The 21,011-nt window shown below is 36.5% G+C and carries 12 protein-coding genes; 8 read left to right on the forward strand and 4 right to left on the reverse strand.

Features of this window, described 5'->3' with window-relative positions:
• Positions 1–3: 3 nt before the first annotated feature.
• Genes ACNQGJ_RS13415 through acs form a run of 3 tightly spaced genes read left to right on the forward strand, consistent with a single transcriptional unit; the run spans position 4 to position 4,205 of the window.
• Positions 4–366, forward strand: coding sequence for a response regulator transcription factor (locus ACNQGJ_RS13415; protein WP_417973430.1), 363 nt, complete (start codon positions 4–6; stop codon positions 364–366).
• Positions 363–2,282 (forward strand): acetate--CoA ligase, encoded by a 1,920-nt coding sequence (locus ACNQGJ_RS13420; protein ID WP_417973638.1) that lies wholly within the window; start codon positions 363–365, stop codon positions 2,280–2,282. Before ACNQGJ_RS13415 ends, ACNQGJ_RS13420 begins: the two co-directional genes overlap by 4 nt.
• A 15-nt stretch (positions 2,283–2,297) precedes the next feature.
• Positions 2,298–4,205, forward strand: a complete 1,908-nt coding sequence (acs, locus tag ACNQGJ_RS13425) for an acetate--CoA ligase (RefSeq protein ID WP_417973428.1) — start codon at positions 2,298–2,300, stop codon at positions 4,203–4,205.
• 113 nt (positions 4,206–4,318) lie between these two features.
• On the opposite strand, the gene ACNQGJ_RS13430 is transcribed toward acs, so the two are convergent.
• From ACNQGJ_RS13430 to ACNQGJ_RS13445, 4 genes are all read right to left on the reverse strand, one after another.
• The gene (locus ACNQGJ_RS13430; RefSeq protein ID WP_417973426.1) at positions 4,319–7,207 is read right to left on the reverse strand and encodes an alpha-amylase family glycosyl hydrolase; all 2,889 of its coding nucleotides are present in this window, start codon (positions 7,205–7,207) and stop codon (positions 4,319–4,321) included.
• Positions 7,208–7,284: 77 nt separating this feature from the next.
• Positions 7,285–8,403 carry a SusE domain-containing protein gene (locus ACNQGJ_RS13435; protein WP_417973424.1) on the reverse strand — a complete coding sequence of 373 codons (1,119 nt, stop codon included), beginning with the start codon at positions 8,401–8,403 and terminating at the stop codon, positions 7,285–7,287.
• 18 nt (positions 8,404–8,421) lie between these two features.
• Positions 8,422–10,029 (reverse strand): RagB/SusD family nutrient uptake outer membrane protein, encoded by a 1,608-nt coding sequence (locus ACNQGJ_RS13440; RefSeq protein ID WP_417973420.1) that lies wholly within the window; start codon positions 10,027–10,029, stop codon positions 8,422–8,424.
• Between the two features lie 43 nt (positions 10,030–10,072).
• Positions 10,073–13,048, reverse strand: a complete 2,976-nt coding sequence (locus tag ACNQGJ_RS13445) for a SusC/RagA family TonB-linked outer membrane protein (protein ID WP_417973417.1) — start codon at positions 13,046–13,048, stop codon at positions 10,073–10,075.
• A 235-nt stretch (positions 13,049–13,283) separates the two neighbouring features.
• On the opposite strand from ACNQGJ_RS13445, the gene ACNQGJ_RS13450 reads away from it, so the two are divergent.
• From ACNQGJ_RS13450 to ACNQGJ_RS13470, 5 genes are all read left to right on the forward strand, one after another.
• Positions 13,284–14,306 (forward strand): LacI family DNA-binding transcriptional regulator, encoded by a 1,023-nt coding sequence (locus ACNQGJ_RS13450; RefSeq protein WP_417973415.1) that lies wholly within the window; start codon positions 13,284–13,286, stop codon positions 14,304–14,306.
• A gap of 179 nt (positions 14,307–14,485) precedes the next feature.
• On the forward strand, positions 14,486–15,847 hold the full coding sequence (locus ACNQGJ_RS13455; protein WP_417973413.1) for an MFS transporter: 1,362 nt from the start codon (positions 14,486–14,488) through the stop codon (positions 15,845–15,847).
• Between the two features lie 3 nt (positions 15,848–15,850).
• Complete coding sequence (gene pgmB, locus ACNQGJ_RS13460) at positions 15,851–16,507, forward strand: beta-phosphoglucomutase (RefSeq protein WP_417973411.1); 657 nt, start codon at positions 15,851–15,853, stop codon at positions 16,505–16,507.
• Between the two features lie 92 nt (positions 16,508–16,599).
• Positions 16,600–18,903, forward strand: a complete 2,304-nt coding sequence (locus ACNQGJ_RS13465) for a glycoside hydrolase family 65 protein (protein ID WP_417973409.1) — start codon at positions 16,600–16,602, stop codon at positions 18,901–18,903.
• A 194-nt stretch (positions 18,904–19,097) separates the two neighbouring features.
• On the forward strand, positions 19,098–20,987 hold the full coding sequence (locus tag ACNQGJ_RS13470; RefSeq protein ID WP_417980372.1) for a glycoside hydrolase family 13 protein: 1,890 nt from the start codon (positions 19,098–19,100) through the stop codon (positions 20,985–20,987).
• Positions 20,988–21,011: the final 24 nt, after the last annotated feature.

The following is a 21,011-nucleotide window of genomic DNA, read 5'->3' on the forward strand; positions in this document are numbered from 1 at the left end:
AAAATGAAGAAAATTTTAATTGTAGATGACGAACCAAACATAGTGATGGCACTGGAATATACCTTCAAGAAGAACAATTTTGAAGTTTTTATAGCACGCGATGGGCAGGAGGCTCTGGATATTTTAGAAGTACAACTTCCTGATGTGATTATTCTGGATGTGATGATGCCTATGGTTGACGGTTTTGCCACATTGGAACAAATAAAGAAAGACGATCGATTGCGGCATTGTAAAGTCATTTTCCTGTCGGCAAAAAACAAAGAAAAAGACATTGAAAAAGGACTTTCATTGGGCGCTAATTTATACGTGGTCAAGCCCTTTTCAATTAAAAAATTAGTAGAACAAGTACAGGATTTAATTCAATAAGAAACAAATTCAACACCATGAAATACGAAGAAATTTATACTCGAAGCATTCAGCAACCAGCAACATTTTGGGCCGCGCAGGCCGATCAAATTGAGTGGTTTAGCAAACCGGAAACGATTTTGTCGACAGATGAAAATGGATATCCGCTTTGGTACAAAGATGGCGAATTGAACATTTGCTATCTCGCATTAGACAAGCATATTCAGGACGGATATGGCGATCAAATTGCCTTTATTTATGATTCCCCAGTAACCCAAACTGTAAAAAAATATACCTATTCAGAAGTAAAGACAGAAGTGGCAAAATTAGCTGCAGGCTTGCTGTCACTTGGATTAAAAAAAGGACATACTGCCATAATTTACATGCCAATGATTCCTCAAACGGCATTTTCTATGTTAGCTTGTGCCAGAATCGGAGTAATTCATTCTGTTGTTTTTGGAGGTTTTGCACCACATGAATTAGCCATTAGAATTGACGATTGCAAACCTCGCGCGATTATTACCGCTTCTTCGGGAATTGAAGTGGATCGTTTGATTGCGTACAAACCTTTGGTCGATGAAGCTATTGAACTCGCTTTACACCGACCGAAAAAAGTAATCGTTTTCAACAGAAAATTGGGCGCCCGAATTCCGTTTAAGAAATATGATGTAGATTATGATGCGTTGGTTTATGGTTCAGAAGAAACGCCTTGTGTTCCTGTGAATTCCAATCATCCGTTGTATATTTTGTACACTTCCGGAACAACGGGAAAACCAAAAGGAATTGTAAGAGATACTGGCGGTTACGCCGTGGCATTGAAATTTTCGATGAAATACATCTACAATGTAAAAGAAGATGAGACGTTTTGGGCAGCGTCAGACATGGGTTGGGCAGTTGGTCACAGCTACATTCTTTACGGACCGTTATTAAACCGAAATACTACCATAATTTTTGAAGGCAAGCCGATAAAAACTCCTGATGCCAGTACATTTTGGAGAATAATAGCAGAACATAAAGTAGGTACGATGTTTACGGCTCCCACGGCCATCAGAGCTATCAAAAAAGAAGATCCTGACGGAGCATTCATCAAACAATATGATTTAAGTTGTTTAAAAAATCAATTTTTGGCGGGCGAGCGCTGTGATAATGCCACTTTAGAATGGTACCAACAACACATTCCTATTCCTGTAATTGACCATTGGTGGCAAACAGAATCAGGCTGGCCAATGATTGCTAATTCTCTTGGTATTGAAAAAATGCCGGTGAAATCCGGTTCAGCAACGAAAGCAGTTTGTGGATATGATATTCGGATTTTTAATGAAAACGGTGAAGAATTAAAAGCAAACGAAGAAGGTTTAGTTGTCGTAAAACTACCATTACCTCCGGGAAACATGTTGGGCATATGGGAGAACGAAGCCCGTTTTAAAGCCGGTTATTTCAGCAAATTTGATGGTTACTATTTGTCTGGCGATGGTGGTTACAAAGATGAAGACGGTTATATTTTCATCACTGGAAGAACGGATGATGTCATAAATGTAGCGGGACATCGATTGTCAACAGCTGAAATGGAGGAAGTTGTTGCTTCCCACCAATCTGTTGCTGAATGCGCCGTTATTGGAATTCACGATGAGTTAAAAGGCCAAATTCCTTTGGCTTTGGTGGTAACCAAATCAGGAGATGAAATCGAACATTATCAATTGGAACAAGAAATCATTAAACTGGTTCGCCAGCAAATTGGAGCGGTCACTTCCTTACGAAATGTAGTGATTGTACCGCGATTACCAAAAACGCGCTCGGGAAAAACCCTCCGGAAACTACTGCGCAGCATTGCAGATGGTGAGGCATTCCAAATTCCATCGACCATTGACGACGAATCGATTGTGGAAGAAATCATTACCGCATTAAAAAAGTATAAAATAGGAATTTACAACATATAAAATTTATCAATAATTATGAGTTACTATAAAATTAATAATTTAGAAGAGTACTTTAAACATTACAAAAAATCAGTTCGTGAGCCTAGAAAATTTTGGGATAAGATTGCTTCCGAAAATTTTACTTGGTACCAGCAGTGGGATAAAGTAGTTGATTTTAACATGGCTGAAGCCGAAATAAAATGGTTTACCAATGCTAAAGTAAACATTGTAAAGAACTGTATCGACAGGCATCTTGCTAAAAAAGGGGATAAAACAGCTATCATTTTTGAACCAAATGACCCAACAGAACAAGCGCTGCACATTACTTACAATGAACTGCACGAGCGTGTTTGCAAAATGGCAAACGTACTAAAAGAACAAGGCATACAAAAAGGGGATCGCGTTTGTATCTACTTACCAATGATTCCTGAACTAGCCATCACCACTTTGGCCTGCGCCAGAATTGGAGCCATTCACTCGGTTGTCTTTGCAGGATTTTCAGCTTCGGCAGTAACTGCACGAATAAATGACAGCGAGTGTAAGTTGGTCATCACTTCAGATGGTGGATATCGTGGGAACAAAACCATCGACTTAAAAGGTATCGTTGATGAAGCCTTATTGAATTGTCCCTGTGTGGAAAACGTTTTAGTGGTCAAAAGAATCAATTCAGAGATTAACATGAAAGAAGGTCGTGACCAATGGCTGCAACCTCTTTTAGACCAGGCTTCAGATAATAATGCGGCCGAAATTATGGATGCTGAAGATCCTTTATTTATCCTTTACACTTCTGGTTCAACAGGAAAACCAAAAGGAATGGTACATACTACGGCTGGTTACATGGTGTATACAGCGTACACGTTTAAGAACGTATTTAATTATGAAGACAATGATATTTTTTGGTGTACTGCTGATATTGGTTGGATTACCGGACATTCTTATATTCTGTATGGACCGTTATTGAACGGAGCCACAACGGTAATTTTCGAAGGTGTTCCGTCATATCCTGATTTCAGTCGTTTTTGGCAAACCATCGAAAAGCACAAAGTTACGCAGTTTTACACTGCTCCGACTGCCATTAGAGCTTTGGCAAAAGAAAACATCGAATATGTCCAACGCTACCAATTAGACTCTTTGAAAGTAATTGGATCTGTGGGCGAACCTATCAATGAGGAAGCTTGGCACTGGTATAACAACCACGTAGGAGATAAAAAATGCCCTGTTGTCGATACGTGGTGGCAAACAGAAACCGGAGGAATTATGATTTCGCCAATCGCATTTGTAACCCCAACAAAACCAACCTACGCTTCGTTACCCTTGCCGGGAATACAACCTGTTTTAATGGATGAAAAACGTAACGAAATTGAAGGCAATCAAGTTACCGGAAGTTTGTGTATTAAATTTCCGTGGCCGGGAATCGCCAGAACGATTTGGGGCGACCATCAACGGTATAAAGACACGTATTTCTCGACCTTTCCAGGTAAATATTTTACTGGCGATGGTGCGTTGCGTGATGAAGTAGGATATTATAGAATTACCGGTCGTGTCGATGATGTCGTGATCGTTTCCGGACATAATCTGGGAACTGCTCCTATTGAAGATGCCATCAATGAGCATCCTGCAGTTGCCGAAAGTGCTATTGTTGGTTTCCCACATGACATAAAGGGAAATGCGTTGTATGGTTTTGTAATTCTAAAAGAAACAGGAGAATATCGCGATAGAGAAAACCTAAGTAAAGAAATTAACCAACACATTTCTGATCACATAGGACCAATCGCCAAGCTTGACAAAATTCAGTTTGTTTCCGGTTTGCCTAAAACCCGTTCCGGAAAAATCATGCGCAGGATTTTGCGTAAGATTGCAGAAGGTGATTATTCTAATTTTGGCGACACCTCAACATTATTGAATCCTGAAATTGTGGAAGAAATAAAAGACGGTAAAATTTAATTTTTGGTTTTAATTGTTGTTGAAAACTGCTTCATGTACGAAGCAGTTTTTTTATATAAAAAAGGCTGTCTTGTTAAAGACAGCCTTTCAATATTTAAAACAAACAAACCGTATTATTCCTTAATGAACTTCAATACCTGAACTGCATTATTCTCATTATACGCTTTGACGATATAAAGTCCTTGGTTCAAATCACTAACTGTAAATTGATATCCTTCGGATTGATTTGCGTCAAAAGTTTTTACCAATTGTCCCGTTACAGAAAAAATCTGCACTTTAGACGTCGTTTCATTCAATGTGAAATAATTAGATGCAGGATTTGGATACAAAACAATCGTTGGTGCCTTTTCGAAATCTGCTATAGCCAAAGAAGCTGTTTTGTTACCGTAGATTCGGTAATCACCTGCCGCAATTGTTATTGGATCATTTACATTATTAACGGTAATCGTTGTATTATCCATCAAATTATACCAAACCCCTGTATATGGAAAACCAGTTGCTACATTTTGAGTAGTTACATTGAAATTGGCAATTATCAAAACATCTTTGAGTTGGCTTGACGCCAAAGCACTATTGGTTATTTGGATATTTGGATATAATGAACTTGAATTGGAGATAATTGCAGTTCCTGAAAAAACTGGTTCTGCAGATTTCATCGTAATCATTTTGGCCCAATCGTTGTAGATTTTATTTCGATTGGTATCTCCAAGCCAATTATTGACCCATTGTGGTTGTTGTTTAGTATCTAACTTACAATCTCCCGAAATTCCATCTGACGAAGTGTTTACTGTTCCATTATTACAGGCAAAAATAGAATTTTCCCAACCTAATTCGCCAAAATGCCAAATCATCTTTGGTCCTGGAACCAATAATGAAACAGCCCCTAAGGCAGACATTCTTGACAAGGCCACATTTAATGTTTTTACGTTATGCGCAGGATTAGTAGTATTCCCAAATTGCAAATTTTTATACATCAGTCGTTCTTCATCATGACTTTCGGCATAACCGAGCAGCCTGTGAGCGACAAAACCTCTGCTAGAACTATTCATGCGAGAAATATTTGCAGTGTAACCCATGGACAATTCATTGTATTGACTGGTCATTATTCCCCACATCATGATTCCTTTGCTTTGTGGTTCATTGAGTCTGTAATTAGCCCAAAGCTGTTCTTCATCATCATTCCCTAAATGTTCAAAAATAGCATAATGAGCTGGATCTAAACTCCAAGAGTAATCGGCATATTTTTTCAAAACATCAACACGATCTTGTTGTTTAACCCCGGTACAAGCCTCCTGACCACCGGCAACATTAGAGGGACAATTTTGAGTAAAACCTTTGGTTAAATCCCAACGTAATCCATCAATTTTATATTCTTCTACCCATTGTTTAATGACACGCTGCACATAATTCTGTGTTCTGGCTTGTTGATGATTAAAATCCTCGCCTACACTATAACTATGCATTGCCGTTGTATTAAAATATGGATTCTCCGTTGAAGGAGAACCCCATCCATCGCCGTCAGCATCATTCATCCACATACGAACCATTGGATTTCTTCCAAAAGCATGATTTAATGCCACGTCAAGAATAACGGCAATTCCGTTTTGATGGCATAAATCTACAAACTCCTTTAACTTATCTGAAGTCCCATAGAATTTATCCAAAGCCATATGGAAAGAGGTATTATAACCCCAACTTTCATTGCCTTCAAATTCCATTACAGGCATTAATTCAATTGCGTTTATTTTCAAATTTTTGAAATAATCGATTTTGTCAATCAAATTTTGATAGCTTCTATTCGCATCAAAATCGCGAACCAACAATTCATAAACTACTAGTTTTTCTTTAGCGGGTTTAACAAAGTTAGTGGTGGCACTACTCCAAGCATAAGGTGTTTTACCCGTTTGTAATACCGTTACTTCGCGTTCCTGACCTGCTGGATAAACCGGTAGATTTGGATAAGTAGAAGCTGGAATATAAGGATCATCATAAGGAGACAAAACAAGTGTCGAATACGGATCAGCAGTTTTTACTAAAGAAGGCGTCCCTGCGATAGGCGTTGCATCAACTACCCAATATTGATACATGTAATTTGTACCAGAACCCAATCCGGTTAATTCTAACCAAAATTTGCCCGATACAGGATCTTTTTTCATGGCAAAAGCACTGGTAGGTTGCCAATTGTTGAAACTTCCCGCTACGTAAACAAAATCTTTGAAAGGCGCATCCAAGACTAAAGTTGCTTTTGTAGCATCGGCAGTAGTATAATTGATTCCGTCTACTAAACCTGTCGGCATAGTCTCACTAACCACATTTGGATTGACTATAACACTGAACTTTTTAGTGATTACAGTTGTTCCTTGAGTGACCTGCAGTTCGTAATTTTGATTTCCTGTTACATTGGTGTGATTATACGCATAACTGGAAGTCGCTGCATTTGTATTTATTGTGTTCCCATTTGCTTTCAGCACATAACTGGCATTTCCACCCGTATTAGTAGCAGCAATACTTAAACTGCTGCCTGAAGCTATAATTGTCGAACTATTTTCAGCTGGAGTTGTTAGATTAACTTGATATGCACCAACTTCGACAAAGTTGTCTTGGGATTTTTTATCACCTGTTCCATCCTTTGCTTTGACAAGAAATCCTATTCTGCCAATTCCGGTTCTATTATAAAAGACATTTGGAGTCAATGTTTTAGTATACGTATCTGAAGCTACATTATATATAAACCTGTTTGCCTCGTTAGACGAAGTCCATGTGCCATTAGTAGGACAGTCAACACTGTTGGCATCATTGATATCAAAAGACCAAGTCCACATGTATAATGCGTTCCCTGTAACTCCCCAACTTGCTTCACTTACACTGCTTCCAGCAATAGTTATCGTAACAGATGTAGTTTCCTCAAAGGGGTTAGGACTTATTGTGCTAGTTACTGTTTGTTGCTGAGCCGACGAGACTAATGACCAGAAAATCAGTAATAAAAGTATAGTTTTTTTCATAGTTTAACATTAATTAAATTAAAAACTAAAAAAAAGGGCTGTCACGTAGACAGCCCTTTACTATTATCATAAATAAATTATTCTTGATTAGGAATCATTAAATAGCTTCCATCTAAATCATTAAAATAGATTCTATATTTAGATTTAGCAACTGGTAAATCACCTCCGCTTGCTCCATTATTTGGAAATCCAGAAAAAGCAGTATCACCACCCCAACTTACATCCCATGCATTATTTGCTCTAAATTTAGCTTTACCATCATTTAATGGTAACAAATCCAATGACCAAACATGTGAATTAAATGTAGATTGAGTCAATGCGGTTGAAGCATCCCATTTTAATGGTGTGCTGTCTCCAATAATACCTACTGTGGTGAAAGTTTTAGCAGCTGTTGCATTATACGCCACTAAGGTATATTTTAATGTTTCAGTATTCATTGTGAAAGTATAATATCCTTCAGTTACAATTTCAAATGATGCAGGATCTGGATCAGCTTCTGAAGGTCTAGCCACGATAACTCCATTATCTCCTTTACCATACAACGGAGCCCATTTTCCAGGTGTAGAAATCAATTTGAAAGCACCAGCTTTAAATAATCCCGTAAATTGATATAAATTAGGATTTGTTCCGCTTCTAAACAAGGGTTGATGTTTTGTTGTTGCATTATTTTCCCATTTACCTTCAACAGCATCTCCAATTAAATACCAATCTGTAAAATCGTAAGCAAGTAAACCGGAATAAGTATTGATACTTATTGTAACAGGTGTTTTAGAGACCATGACAACTGATCCTGAAACGCTGGATTTGACTTTAATATCAAAAACCGTCGCTTCTCCCGGTACAGCACCCAAATCGATAGCAACTTGGTTTAAATTTTTTACCAAAACGGTAAGTTGATTTATATCACTTGTTGTAGCAACAACCTTAGCTTTCGTAAAGTCTCCACCTTTTTTATCAATCATCAAAGTATATTGAACAACAACGTCATTTGAATACTTTGCTTCAGTCCATGTAAATCTATCGGTAACATTTTCAGCATTGGCTTCTGTTAAAACAAACGCCCTGTTATTCTCGGGAGTGATTACCTCAGGAGTACTAATCGACTCAATTACCGGTCTATTATCAACAGCGTCAGCAGTACATGAAGCAACTACTATCGCTATAAACGCAATTAGGATTTTATTTAAATTTTTCATTTATATGATTTTTATAATTTAGTATCCAGTATTTTGTTTTAATGTAGGATTTGCTTGAATTGCAGTTGCAGGAATCGGCATTAAGTTACGGAAAGAAGAAGTAGCCGTTCCATTTTGAACACCACCTTTCCATTGCCAAATTTTATCCCCACCTGTGAATTTACCAAAACGAATTAAATCTGTTCTTCGGTGACATTCCCAAAACAACTCTCTACCTCTTTCTTCCAATATAAAGTTAAGGTTTAAATTCGCTGCAACAATTGGTGTCGCTTTCGCTCTTGCTCTTATTTTATTTACATAACCTAAAGCTGTCGTTGCATTTCCACCTGTAGCTCCTCTAAGAGTTGCTTCTGCATACATCAGGTATACATCAGACAATCTGAACATAGGAAAATCAGTGTCAGGCACATCATTTCTTTGTGCCACAGATCCATTCGAATTCACATTTGTAAATTTAGTAACTGCATAACCGTTAGTAAAGGTTCCAACATTAGCGATGTCTAAAGTTTGACCATCGGTATAAAAAGTGCCTCTGACATCTCTTGTTGCTGTTGCATCAGGAAAGGTTTGAACAAATTCTCTTCGGGCTCTGAGTCCAGCCCATCCACCATCCATACCTTGTGCGGCTGCATCCATGCTACCACCAATAGAAGCGTGAATAATAAAACTCATCCCACCACCAATAGCTCTGATCGCATTTCCATCTGAAACTACTGGGAAAATAGTTTCGGTTTGAGCACCATTTCTATTATTATCCGCAGCAAACAAAAATCGGTATGGAACCTCCGCGAATGAATACCCTGAAGAGGTAATAATATCATTACTCAAGGCAGCAGATTCAGTATATTTTTGAGTTCCTGTGTAAACTTCTGAATTTAAATAAATTTGGGCTAATAAAAATTTAGCGGCCGTTTTATCAATCCTTCCATATTCATTTGATCTAGAAGCTGCTAAATTAGCATCTATATCTTTCAATTCACTTTCGATATAAGCAAAAACTTCTGCTCTGGTTTTTTGTTCTGGATAATAGAAACCTACTGCGTCATTTTCGGTAGTGATAGGCACATTCCCAAACAAGTCCATCAATTGCGTATAAAAAAAAGCTCTTAAAAATCGGGCTTCCGCTCTGTAAGTAACAATTTCTGTCTTTAGAGCAGCATCAACACCTCTTGCGACTAATTTCTCCTCAGTAGTTTGTCTTAAAAACTCATTAGCAATACTAATTTCATAAAAAGCTCTTGAATAAATTCCGTACAAAAACTCATTATTAGAAGACCATACTTGAGTATTCATCGTTGGCAGTGCTCCATCAGCCCAAGCAATAATCGCTTCGTCAGTAGTCACTTCCTGCATTACAAACAGCAATCTTAAGTAGCTGCTAAAATCACCACCAATACCGGAAATATCAGCCTTTCCATCTCCATCGTTCCCGCCCACATATAAGCCGGAATACAATTTAGCTAATACTTGTTTGTAGGAAGCCGGATCTGAAAAAAATGTTTCAGACAAAAACTCATCATCGTCTTTGGGAGTTACCTCCAAGTCTTGCGAACAGGAGATAAGAGTCATATTTAACCCTACAATTAATAGGAGAAAATAAGATATATATTTAAATGATCTTTTCATTTTGTTTAATTTTTAAATTTTGTTTTCAATGTATTGATACGACTTAGAAATTTGCATTTACTCCAAACAAATAAGTTCTGGCTCTTGGATAAATATTTCCATCAATCCCGTTGAATTTTTCAGGATCTAAACCGTCATATTTAGTAAAAGTTAAAACATTTTGAACTCCTGCGGAAAATCGCAGTGTCACTGATTTTAAAAGTGTTTTATCCAGTGTATACCCGACAGTAACATTATCTAACTTAATGAAAGAAGCATCTTTTACAAAATAATCAGAATTATACCGTTGTGTTCCGTTGTCTTCAAATGTAAAGCCCGTATTATAGTAATCTGTAGTGATATTTGACAAATCCGTGTCTCTTCGTAAAGCTTCGTCTAAATAGCCTTTTGAAGAACTTACATTATCAAAAATATAATTTCCTAAACTAGCTCTCCAGTTCATTACAAAATCAAGGTTCTTGTAGTTAAATGTACTGAATAATCCAAAAGAGTAATCGGCTGCTGGTTTGTTAAATCGGTAACGGTCTGCATTATCAATAGTTCCATCACTGTTTCTGTCTACATAAGCTCCTTGAATAGGTCTTTTGTTGGCATCGTATAACTGCTCGTAAACGTAAAATGAATTTGGAGCAAATCCCACAGAGTTTATTAAAACTTTGTTTCCTGAACCTCCTATAATATTATCCCCAGTAAGGTATCCTTCAAATCCTGGAACTGTTATTCCTAAATCAGAAACTTTCTGGTCGATGTAAGTGGAGTTAAAGGCCAAATTCCAATTTAAATTTTCCGTTTTAATAATATCCGACTCGATACTAAATTCAACTCCTTTGGTTACTACACTTCCAATGTTTGCAAAACCCGCATTTCTTAAGTTGGCTCCATCAGGATAAGCGATAAAGGCAAGAAGATCATTTGATTTTTTATCAAAATAGTTCACAGAACCTGTAATTCTATTGTCAAACAAACCGTAATCTATACCAATATTGGTTTCTGTTATTTCCTCCCATTTCACATTTTCATTATACCCCTCGGTTCTGGCAACTGGATATATTGTGTTTCCAAAAATATACTGAGAATTAATAGTACCCAATGTTACTCTTCGTAAATAATCATAGGAAGCACTAATATCTTGTTGTCCTGTTTGACCATAACCCACTCTCAATTTCAGGTTCGATAAAGTAGTGTTATCTTTCAAAAAGGATTCCTCTGAAATATTCCAAGCAAAGGCAGCTCCTGAGAAATCAGCCCATCTATTTTGTTTAGAAAAACGGGAAGATCCATCTCGTCTGTGATTAATAGTCAACAAATACTTGCTGTCAAAATTTACAGTTAATCTTCCAAAATACGATTGTAAATTGATATCTGCATCCGTTTCCACATCTTCTAAAGGAGTGGGTCTTCTGGTATCTCCACTTACATATCCTTCTCTTTGAAACAATTGGTAATTATAACCCGCTGTTGCATCCACTTTAAACTTCCCAACCTCTTTAACATAATTAAAATAAGCATTTAAGTTTTTATTTTGACGAGCATCGGTATAATTTTTATAATCCCCAAGATTTGACCAGTTTCCTGTACTAAAACTATTCGGTTGAAACCCTGTAATACTTCCTGTACTCACCTCCGTAAAACCGCTGCTGTCAAATCGATCAATCCCTAATTCAACTACAGCTCTCAAATCTTCAAAGAAATGCAATTTGTAATCTAAACTCACATTACCCCATTTTCTTGTTGAAGTTGATCTGTTTTCATTTTGATTCAATAAAGCAACTGGATTTTTAGCGGCTAATAAATTGACATTCCCATTAGATTCCAGCCATTCAAAATATCCTCCATAACGAGAACCTCCTTGATAAACTGATTGTGTCGGATCAAAACCTATTGCGCTACCGATAACCCTTCCTTCATCTTGGAATCTGTTTTTACCAAAAGACAGGTTCCCACTTACATCAATTTTTAAATGTTTATCAAACAAAACAGGATTTAAAGACAAGGAAACAGTTGATCTTTCAAAACTAGTATTATTTAGTATTCCTGGAGTATTGGTATTCCCTACCGAAAGTCTCACTGGCAACTTATTAAATAAAGAACCACTAGCGGATATATTGTTATTTGTAGTTAAAACAGTACTGAAAATTTGGTCTTGCCAATTAGTATTAGCAGTTCCTAATTTCGCTTTTTGAGCATCAGTTCCTTTTTCATTAACTAATGCACGAAATTGATCTGCACTTAAGGCATCTATTTTTCTATCAATGGTATTCACCCCAACTTGGGAATTAAAAGAAACTTTAACACCACCTCTGGATCCTTTTTTAGTGGTAATAACAATTACACCATTTGCCGCTCTGGAACCATAAATAGCAGCAGCAGATGCATCTTTAAGAACCGTAAACGACTCAATATCATTAGGATTAATTGTAGATAGAACACTGGTAGCGCCATTTGGAGTTGCATTACTTAATGGAAGACCATCTATAACAATTAATGGGTCGTTAGAAGCACTTAGTGAAGATCCACCTCTAATTCGGATATCTGCTTTAGCACCCGGAGCACCGCCGCCTGTTACATTAACACCCGCAATACGACCGTTAATTAAACTTTCAGGTGTTACCGTCAAACCTTGATTAAAATCTTTTGTAGATATAACCGTTACCGCTCCAGTCGCATCTTTCTTCTTAACGGCACCGTAACCCACTTGGATTACGACTTCTTGCAATTGATTTGCATCTTCTTCCAAAGAAACATCTAATAATTGTTGAGCAACATAGTCCACGACAGTATTTTTATATCCTATATAAGAAAATACGATTTTATCCCCATTCTTAACATTAGATAACTGATATTTACCGTCAAAATCAGTAGAAACACCATTAGCGGCACCTTGTACATTTACATTTACCCCCGGAATTGGTTGTCCTGATGCTTTATCAAGAACAGTTCCGCCAACACTATTCTGAGCCAGAATACTAAAAGGGAGGAGCAGTAATAAAATTAACAACTTTTTATAAATTGTTTTCATGCTTTTTGTTTAAATTAATTTAAGTTTTTGTTGAATTTTCAACTGTAACCATTACTTCGAACGATAAAATTATATAAATTTTACCACCCGCGACACTAGTACTTTTTTATTTGGTTACGAAAACGTAATAGTGTTGAAAACTTTCTGTTTTATTTAATTTTTAGCCCCTTTAATTATCATTTATAAAATTTAATTTTATCTTTATTAAGAAATAATTTTTTTACCACATCTTTACATGAAAAGGAAAATAACGCTTAAACAAATTGCAAAAGAATTAGATGTATCCATTTCAACCGTTTCAAAATCGTTGAGAAATAGCCTAGAAATAGGTGAAGAAACCAGACTAAAAGTACAGGCTTTCGCCAAATTTTACAATTACAAACCCAATAACATTGCGCTGAGCCTAAAAAATCGAAAAACCAAAACCATAGGAATCATCATTCCGGAAATTGTACATCACTTTTTCTCCACGGTCATCAATGGAATCGAACACCTGGCCAATGAAAACGGATATAGCGTAATCATTTGTCTTTCGGATGATTCTTTTGACAAAGAAGTCTTGAATATGGAAATGCTGGCTAATGGCAGTATTGACGGCTTCATCATGTCGCTCTCTAAAGAAACCCAATTCAAAGGCGATTTTCATCATATTACAGAGGTGATCAATCAAGGAATGCCAGTTGTGATGTTTGATCGTGTTACCAATGATATTCTTTGCGACAAAGTAATTATAGACGATCAGTCTGCAGCTTACGAAGCGGTTCAGAGCTTGATTGATAAAGGAAGAAAAAAAATCGCATTAGTGACCACAGTTGATTATGTGAGCGTGGGCAAACTTCGCACAGACGGCTATATCAAAGCATTAATGGATAATGACATCCCCTTCAATGAAAATCTTATTATCAAAATTGAAGATGTTGATACGTGCGAAATTACCATTGGAAAACTATTAGAAGATAAAGCCATTGACGCCGTTTTTGCTGTAAATGAACTTTTTGCCGTTACCATAATTAAAACAGCTAATAAAATAGGACTGAATGTCCCGAATGACTTAGCCGTTATTGCGTTTACCGATGGCATCATCTCTAAATATTCGACACCTACTATTACTACCGTAAGTCAGAATGGAATGAAAATGGGAATTAAAGCCGCAAAAATGCTAATTGAACGACTCGAATCTGACGAAGATGACGAAGACGAAAATTATAAAACCGAAGTAATAGAAACGCATTTGATAGAAAGAGAGTCAACCAATTAACTATTTTATTCACTACTACAACCTTGTAGTGAATAAAGTTTTCTAATAATTGTTTTAGAGAAACAAAAGATTAAAATATATTTTTATATTTACCCTTCAAAGCTTTAACTTTTACTTCGAAAATTAAGATAAGTTTTGATAAGCATAGCGCTTATCGTATTAATTTTTAAATTACGATAATGGAAAAGCGTAGATTAAGTTTCTGGGAAATTTGGAACATGAGTTTCGGTTTCTTAGGAATCCAGATGGGTTTTGCCCTTCAAAATGCTAATGCCAGCAGAATTCTTCAGATTTTTGGCGCAGATGTACATGAGCTGTCTTGGTTTTGGATCATAGCCCCTTTAATGGGACTCATTGTCCAGCCAATCATAGGTCATTACAGTGATAAAACTTGGGGGAAATTTGGAAGAAGAAAACCTTTCTTTTTAGTAGGTGCTTTATTAGCCTCAATTGGTTTAATCCTAATGCCGCAAGCCGAAATTTTCATTGCACTTTTACCAGCCTTGTGGGTTGGTGCGGGAATGTTAATGATTATGGACGCTTCTTTCAATATTGCTATGGAACCATTCAGAGCACTCGTTGGCGACAATTTAAGAACCGACCAGAGAACCCTTGGATTTAGTGTACAAACTGCGTTAATTGGTTTTGGTGCCGTTATTGGCTCTTGGCTGCCTTATGTTTTAACGAATTGGTTTGGGATTTCCAATAGAAATGAAGAGGGCGGAGTTCCAATGCATTTAATTTTATCTTTCATTATTGGAGCAATCATTCTTGTAGGTTCTATACTGGTTTCCATTTTTACTACCAAAGAGTATTCTCCACAAGAGTTAGCACAGTTTGAGGACGAAATGGCGCATCAAAAAACTAAGGTTGCCGATGCAAATTTAAAAGGGTCCAGCTTATTAGACATTTTTGATGATTTTAGAAAAATGCCTACTACCATGCGACAACTGAGTTGGGTACAATTTTTCTCTTGGTTTGGACTTTTCGGAATGTGGGTTTTTACTACTCCTGCTATAGCCCATCATATTTATGGCTTACCTATTAGTGACAGTAAAAGTGAAGCCTATCAAAATGCAGGGGACTGGGTTGGCGTGCTCTTCGGAATTTATAATTTGGTTTCCGCTTTCTATGCATTTGCCTTACCATATATCGCAAAAAAATTCGGGAGAAAATTGACGCATTCCATCTCACTTATCGTGGGTGGTCTTGGATTAATCTCGATCTATTTTGTTCCCAATGAAAACTGGCTCATTCTATCTATGGTAGGTGTGGGTATTGCTTGGGCGAGTATTCTTTCTATGCCGTATGCCATATTAGCCGGATCTATCTCTCCGATGAAAATGGGAGTGTACATGGGTATTTTCAACTTCTTTATCGTAATTCCGCAAATTATCAATGCCTTAATTGGTGGTCCATTAGTAAAATATGTATACAATGACAATGCCATATTTGCTTTAGTCACTAGTGGCGTCAGCTTCTTGATTGCGGCTATTTTAGTAGTAAAAGTACAAGATGTCGATGACGTAATAAAACAATAATCAATGACTAAAAAAGCATTTATATTCGATCTGGACGGGGTGATTGTTGACACCGCTAAATACCATTATTTAGCTTGGCAAAAAATCGCACAGGAGCTAAACATCGAATTCACACTCGAACATAATGAGTTATTAAAAGGAGTCAGCCGCGTGCGTTCTTTGGATATTATATTAGAATTAGGAAAAGTAATTGCCTCACAAGAAGATAAAGACAAGTGGTTAGTCCAAAAAAATGAAGAGTATTTGTCCTACTTAGTTGGTATGGATGAAAGTGAAATTCTTCCAGGAGTTTTTTCTGTTTTAAAATTTTTAAAAGAAAAAAATCAACCTATCGCTTTAGGATCTGCCAGTAAAAACGCCAGACCCATTCTGGAAAAAACAGGATTATTATCCTACTTTGATATTATTGTCGATGGAAATGATGTGACCAATGCAAAACCAGATCCGGAAGTTTTCCTGATGGCTGCAAAACTATTGCATATTGAACCTGAAAACGCAATTGTTTTTGAAGATTCAGTAGCAGGGATTCAAGCGGCTAATATTGGAAAAATGACAAGTGTAGCAATAGGAGCAGAATCCATATTACACGAAGCAAAATACATCTTCAAAGATTTTACATCTATCGATACCCAATTCATCGAAGAATTAATTGGAAAATAAAAACAAGATTCAAAAGCAATAAAAAAAATCAGATTGTAGATCCCACCACAATCTTTGAATTTTTAAATCTTTGAATTTTTAAATTAAAAAAAATGAATCAAGATTACATAAAACCAGACAATTGGTCTATCATTGAAGAGGGATTTGATACCGAGAGCGTAAAATCATCAGAAAGCTTGTTCAGCATTGGGAACGGTGCCATGGGACAACGGGCCAATTTTGAAGAAAATTATACTGGAGAAACATTCCAAGGAAGTTATATCGCCGGAATCTATTACCCGGACAAAACTAAAGTGGGCTGGTGGAAAAACGGGTATCCGGAATATTTTGCCAAAGTTTTGAATGCTCCAAACTGGATTGGAATCGATATTGAAATTAACGGAGAAAAACTGGATTTGAATGCTTGTTCGCAAGTGAAAAATTTTCGCCGTGAACTTAATATGAAAGAAGGCTGGTACAATCGCTCTTTTGAAGCCACTTTGAAAAACGGAACAGAAATCGCAGTTACTATTCGTCGTTTTCTTTCAATCGTTTTGGATGAAGTTGGGGTTATAAATTACGAAATCACACCTTTAAACAAAGATTCTAAAATAGTTTACAAACCGTATATTGATGCTGGAGTAACTAATGAAGATGCCAACTGGGAAGAAAAATTCTGGGAGCCATTGGAAGTGAAAAAATCGGGAAATGAAGCTTTTGTAACAGCACAAACATTTAAAACACATTTCAAAGTAACCACTTTCATGCAAAACAGCATTTTTGCTAATGGTGAAAAAACGGCTATTTCTCCTTCAAATATTGATGCGACTACCGATAAAATTCAATTCAGTTATGATGTTGTTGTGGCTCTGGGCCAAAAATCATCAATCCAAAAAATTGGTGGTTACACCGTTTCTTTAAACCATGAAAACACAAGTACTGCAGCAGAGAAAGTGATTCAGTCTGCTTTAGCTTTAGGATATGACAAAATGTTACGGGACCAAATTGATGCTTGGGCAAAAATTTGGGAAATGTCAGATATTACTATTGATGGGGATGTAAAAGCGCAACAAGGAATTCGTTTTAATATTTTTCAATTGAACCAAACCTATTTAGGAAAAGACAGCCGATTGAATATTGGACCAAAAGGATTTACCGGCGAAAAATACGGGGGTTCTACCTATTGGGATACCGAAGCCTATTGCATTCCGTTTTACATGGCCACCAAAGATCAGGAGGTCGCAAGAAACTTATTAACGTACCGCTACAATCAATTGGACAAAGCCATTGAAAATGCGGCCAAATTAGGGTTTACCAATGGCGCTGCTTTGTATCCAATGGTAACGATGAACGGTGAAGAATGCCATAACGAATGGGAAATTACCTTTGAAGAAATTCATAGAAACGGAGCTATCGCATTTGCCATTTATAACTTTTACAGATACACTGGCGATTACAGTTACATCCCTGAAAAAGGATTGGAAGTATTGATAGGAATTGCTCGCTTTTGGCATCAGAGAGCCAACTTTTCCACTAAATTAAACCAATACGTAATTCTTGGCGTTACCGGTCCAAACGAATACGAGAATAATGTGAACAATAATTTCTACACCAATTATATTGCCAAATGGTGTCTGGAATATACCTACGAACAAATTCAAAAAGTGTCACTGGAATATCCTTCGGATCACAAAAGAATTACCGAAAAAGTAAAAATCACGGATTCCGAATTACAATCTTGGAAAAAAGTTTCGGATAATATGTACTTCCCTTTTTCCGAAGAGCATAATGTGTACTTGCAACAAGACGGTTTTTTAGACAAAGATTTGGTTCCTGTAGCGGATTTGGATAAAAGTCAAAGACCAATCAATCAAAAATGGTCTTGGGATCGAATTTTACGTTCGCCATATATTAAACAAGCCGATGTTTTACAGTGTTTTTATTTCTTCGAAGATCATTTTTCGAAAGAAGAACTGAAAAACAATTTTGAATTTTACGAATCATTCACGGTTCATGAAAGTTCGCTTTCACCTTGCGTACACTCAATTCAGGCGGCACTCTTAGACAAAATGGATATGGCGTACACGTTCTATTTACGAACTTCGCGTCTGGATTTAGATGATTACAATAAAGAAGTGGAAGAAGGCTGTCATATTACCTCAATGGCCGGAACATGGATGAGTATTGTAGAGGGTTTTGGCGGAATGAGAATTAAGGACGATACGCTTCATTTTTCTCCAAAAATTCCAAAAGAATGGGAAGGATATTCGTTTAAAATCAATTTTAGAAATCAAATTTTAAAAGTAACAGTCAATCACAAGGCAACAACTTTTGCAATTGATGGTGATAAAGAATTGAAAATTGTAGTAAATGGTCAGCCAGTACTCGTTAAGTCAAAAAATTTAGTAACCGTATAATAAACAATTGCTAGAACTTGTAGTTAATTCTATCATTTGATTCCAACCCAAGCTAGGCTTACTAACAATCCCAATTAACATTGGGATTGTTTACATGGTAACAATTCTCAACGGTAGTTTTGTCTTGTTACCAGCACTATTTCCCGGAAAGGCATAGCGTCTTTATTTTAATATTGATTAAAAAATTCAATACAATGTATTACACAATGAATAAAATTATTCCTTTACCGTTCATAAATAGAAACTTTCTAAAAAAAATAACCTTATTTTTATTTTTTATGTCTTTCACTTTAAACGCTCAAATAGACAAAGTTGAACCACCTTTTTGGTATGCGGGAATGCACAATCCAGAACTGCAAATTCTTTTTTATGGCAAAGACATTTCTCAATATCAAGTCACGGTTTCCAATGGCATAAAAATAACCAACGTTAAAAGAACGGAAAATCCCAACTACATCTTTGTTACCATTGACACCAAAAAAGTGGCTGCATCTGACTTGGTTTTTTCTTTTAAAAACAATAACAAAGAAACGTTTACACAAAAATATAGTTTAAAGAAAAGAAGAGAAAATTCAGCGCAACGCAAAAGTTTTGACTCCTCGGATATGTTGTATTTATTGATGCCAGACCGCTTTGCCAATGGCAACAGAAACAACGACAGCGCAAACTCGACCAAAGAAAAATACAATAGAGAATTACCTAACGGAAGACACGGTGGAGATATTGAAGGAATTATAAAAAACTTGGATTACATAGCAGCGCTAGGAGCTACAACGATATGGAGTACGCCGCTTAGTGAGGATAATGATGCTGCTTATTCCTATCATACGTACGGTCAATCTGATGTATATAAAATAGATCCTCGTTATGGAACTAATGATGATTATGTACGATTGGCTGCTGAAATGCACAAAAGGGACCTGAAACTGGTGATGGATTATGTCACGAATCACTGGGGAATTGAACATTGGATGATGAAAGATTTACCTACAAAGGAATGGATCAATCAATTTGATACCTACACACAAACCAATCATAAAAGAACGGTTATCCATGACACTAATGCATCAGAGATTGATAAAAAAATCACAATAGACGGTTGGTTTGTTGCCTCAATGCCCGATTTAAATTTAAAAAATCCTTTGACTTTAAAATACCTGATTCAAAATGCAATCTGGTGGATTGAATACGCCGATTTGGATGGTTTTAGAGTCGATACTTATAATTATTCAGACCCAAAAGGAATTGCAAAATGGACAAAATCCATCACCGACGAATATCCAAATTTTAATATTGTAGGGGAAGTGTGGATGCAAAGTCAAGCGCAAATCGCGTTTTGGCAGAAAGACAGTAAAATAAGTCAAATTCAAAATTACAACTCGTATCTGCCCAGTGTAATGGATTTTACATTATATGAGGCAACTACCAAAGCTTTTAATGAAGACGAAGGCTCATGGGACAAAGGAATGGCAAAAATGTATGACAATTTTGCAAATGATTTTTTATATCCAAACATCAATAATATTTTAATATTTGTCGAAAACCACGACACCAATCGATTTAATCAGACCTACGATAACGACATTAGAAAATACAAAATGGCAATGACTCTAATGGCTACCGTTCGTGGAATTCCACAGTTGTATTACGGAAGCGAAATAGGCATGGCCGGTGATAAAAACAAAGGAGATGCAGACATACGTCAAGATTTTCCTGGCGGTTGGGATGGCGATCAAAATAATGCTTTTGTCAAAGAAGGACGAACCTCAAGACAAAACGATTATTTTAATTTTACTTCCAAATTATTCAATTGGAGAAAAACTAAAACGGCCGTACATTTTGGAAAAATGACGCATTACATTCCTGAAAACAATGTCTACGTTTATTTTAGATACAACACGGAGGAAACCGTGATGGTTTTAATAAACAACAGTAATGAAACCAAAACGGTAAATACACATCGTTTTAAAGAAAACATCAAAGATTATAAAACCGGAAAAGATGTAATTTCAGAATTAACATTTGATATTACAAACGAAATAATAATGGAACCAAAATCGGTTTTGATTTTAGAGTTAAAGTAATGTAAAGCACATAAAATAGCTGAC

The sequence above is a fragment of the Flavobacterium cryophilum genome (assembly GCF_048286555.1).
Taxonomy (GTDB): Bacteria; Bacteroidota; Bacteroidia; order Flavobacteriales; family Flavobacteriaceae; genus Flavobacterium.

Excerpts from the sequence above, each read along its gene's own strand:
- ACNQGJ_RS13435 (WP_417973424.1), bottom strand. The coding sequence starts at position 8,403 with ATGAAAAATTTAAATAAAATCCTAATTGCGTTTATAGCGATAGTAGTT.
- ACNQGJ_RS13465 (WP_417973409.1), top strand. The coding sequence starts at position 16,600 with ATGAATCAAGATTACATAAAACCAGACAATTGGTCTATCATTGAAGAG.
- ACNQGJ_RS13430 (WP_417973426.1), bottom strand. The coding sequence starts at position 7,207 with ATGAAAAAAACTATACTTTTATTACTGATTTTCTGGTCATTAGTCTCG.
- ACNQGJ_RS13445 (WP_417973417.1), bottom strand. The coding sequence starts at position 13,048 with ATGAAAACAATTTATAAAAAGTTGTTAATTTTATTACTGCTCCTCCCT.
- ACNQGJ_RS13470 (WP_417980372.1), top strand. The coding sequence starts at position 19,098 with ATGTATTACACAATGAATAAAATTATTCCTTTACCGTTCATAAATAGA.
- ACNQGJ_RS13440 (WP_417973420.1), bottom strand. The coding sequence starts at position 10,029 with ATGAAAAGATCATTTAAATATATATCTTATTTTCTCCTATTAATTGTA.
- pgmB (WP_417973411.1), top strand. The coding sequence starts at position 15,851 with ATGACTAAAAAAGCATTTATATTCGATCTGGACGGGGTGATTGTTGAC.
- ACNQGJ_RS13415 (WP_417973430.1), top strand. The coding sequence starts at position 4 with ATGAAGAAAATTTTAATTGTAGATGACGAACCAAACATAGTGATGGCA.
- ACNQGJ_RS13455 (WP_417973413.1), top strand. The coding sequence starts at position 14,486 with ATGGAAAAGCGTAGATTAAGTTTCTGGGAAATTTGGAACATGAGTTTC.
- ACNQGJ_RS13450 (WP_417973415.1), top strand. The coding sequence starts at position 13,284 with ATGAAAAGGAAAATAACGCTTAAACAAATTGCAAAAGAATTAGATGTA.
- acs (WP_417973428.1), top strand. The coding sequence starts at position 2,298 with ATGAGTTACTATAAAATTAATAATTTAGAAGAGTACTTTAAACATTAC.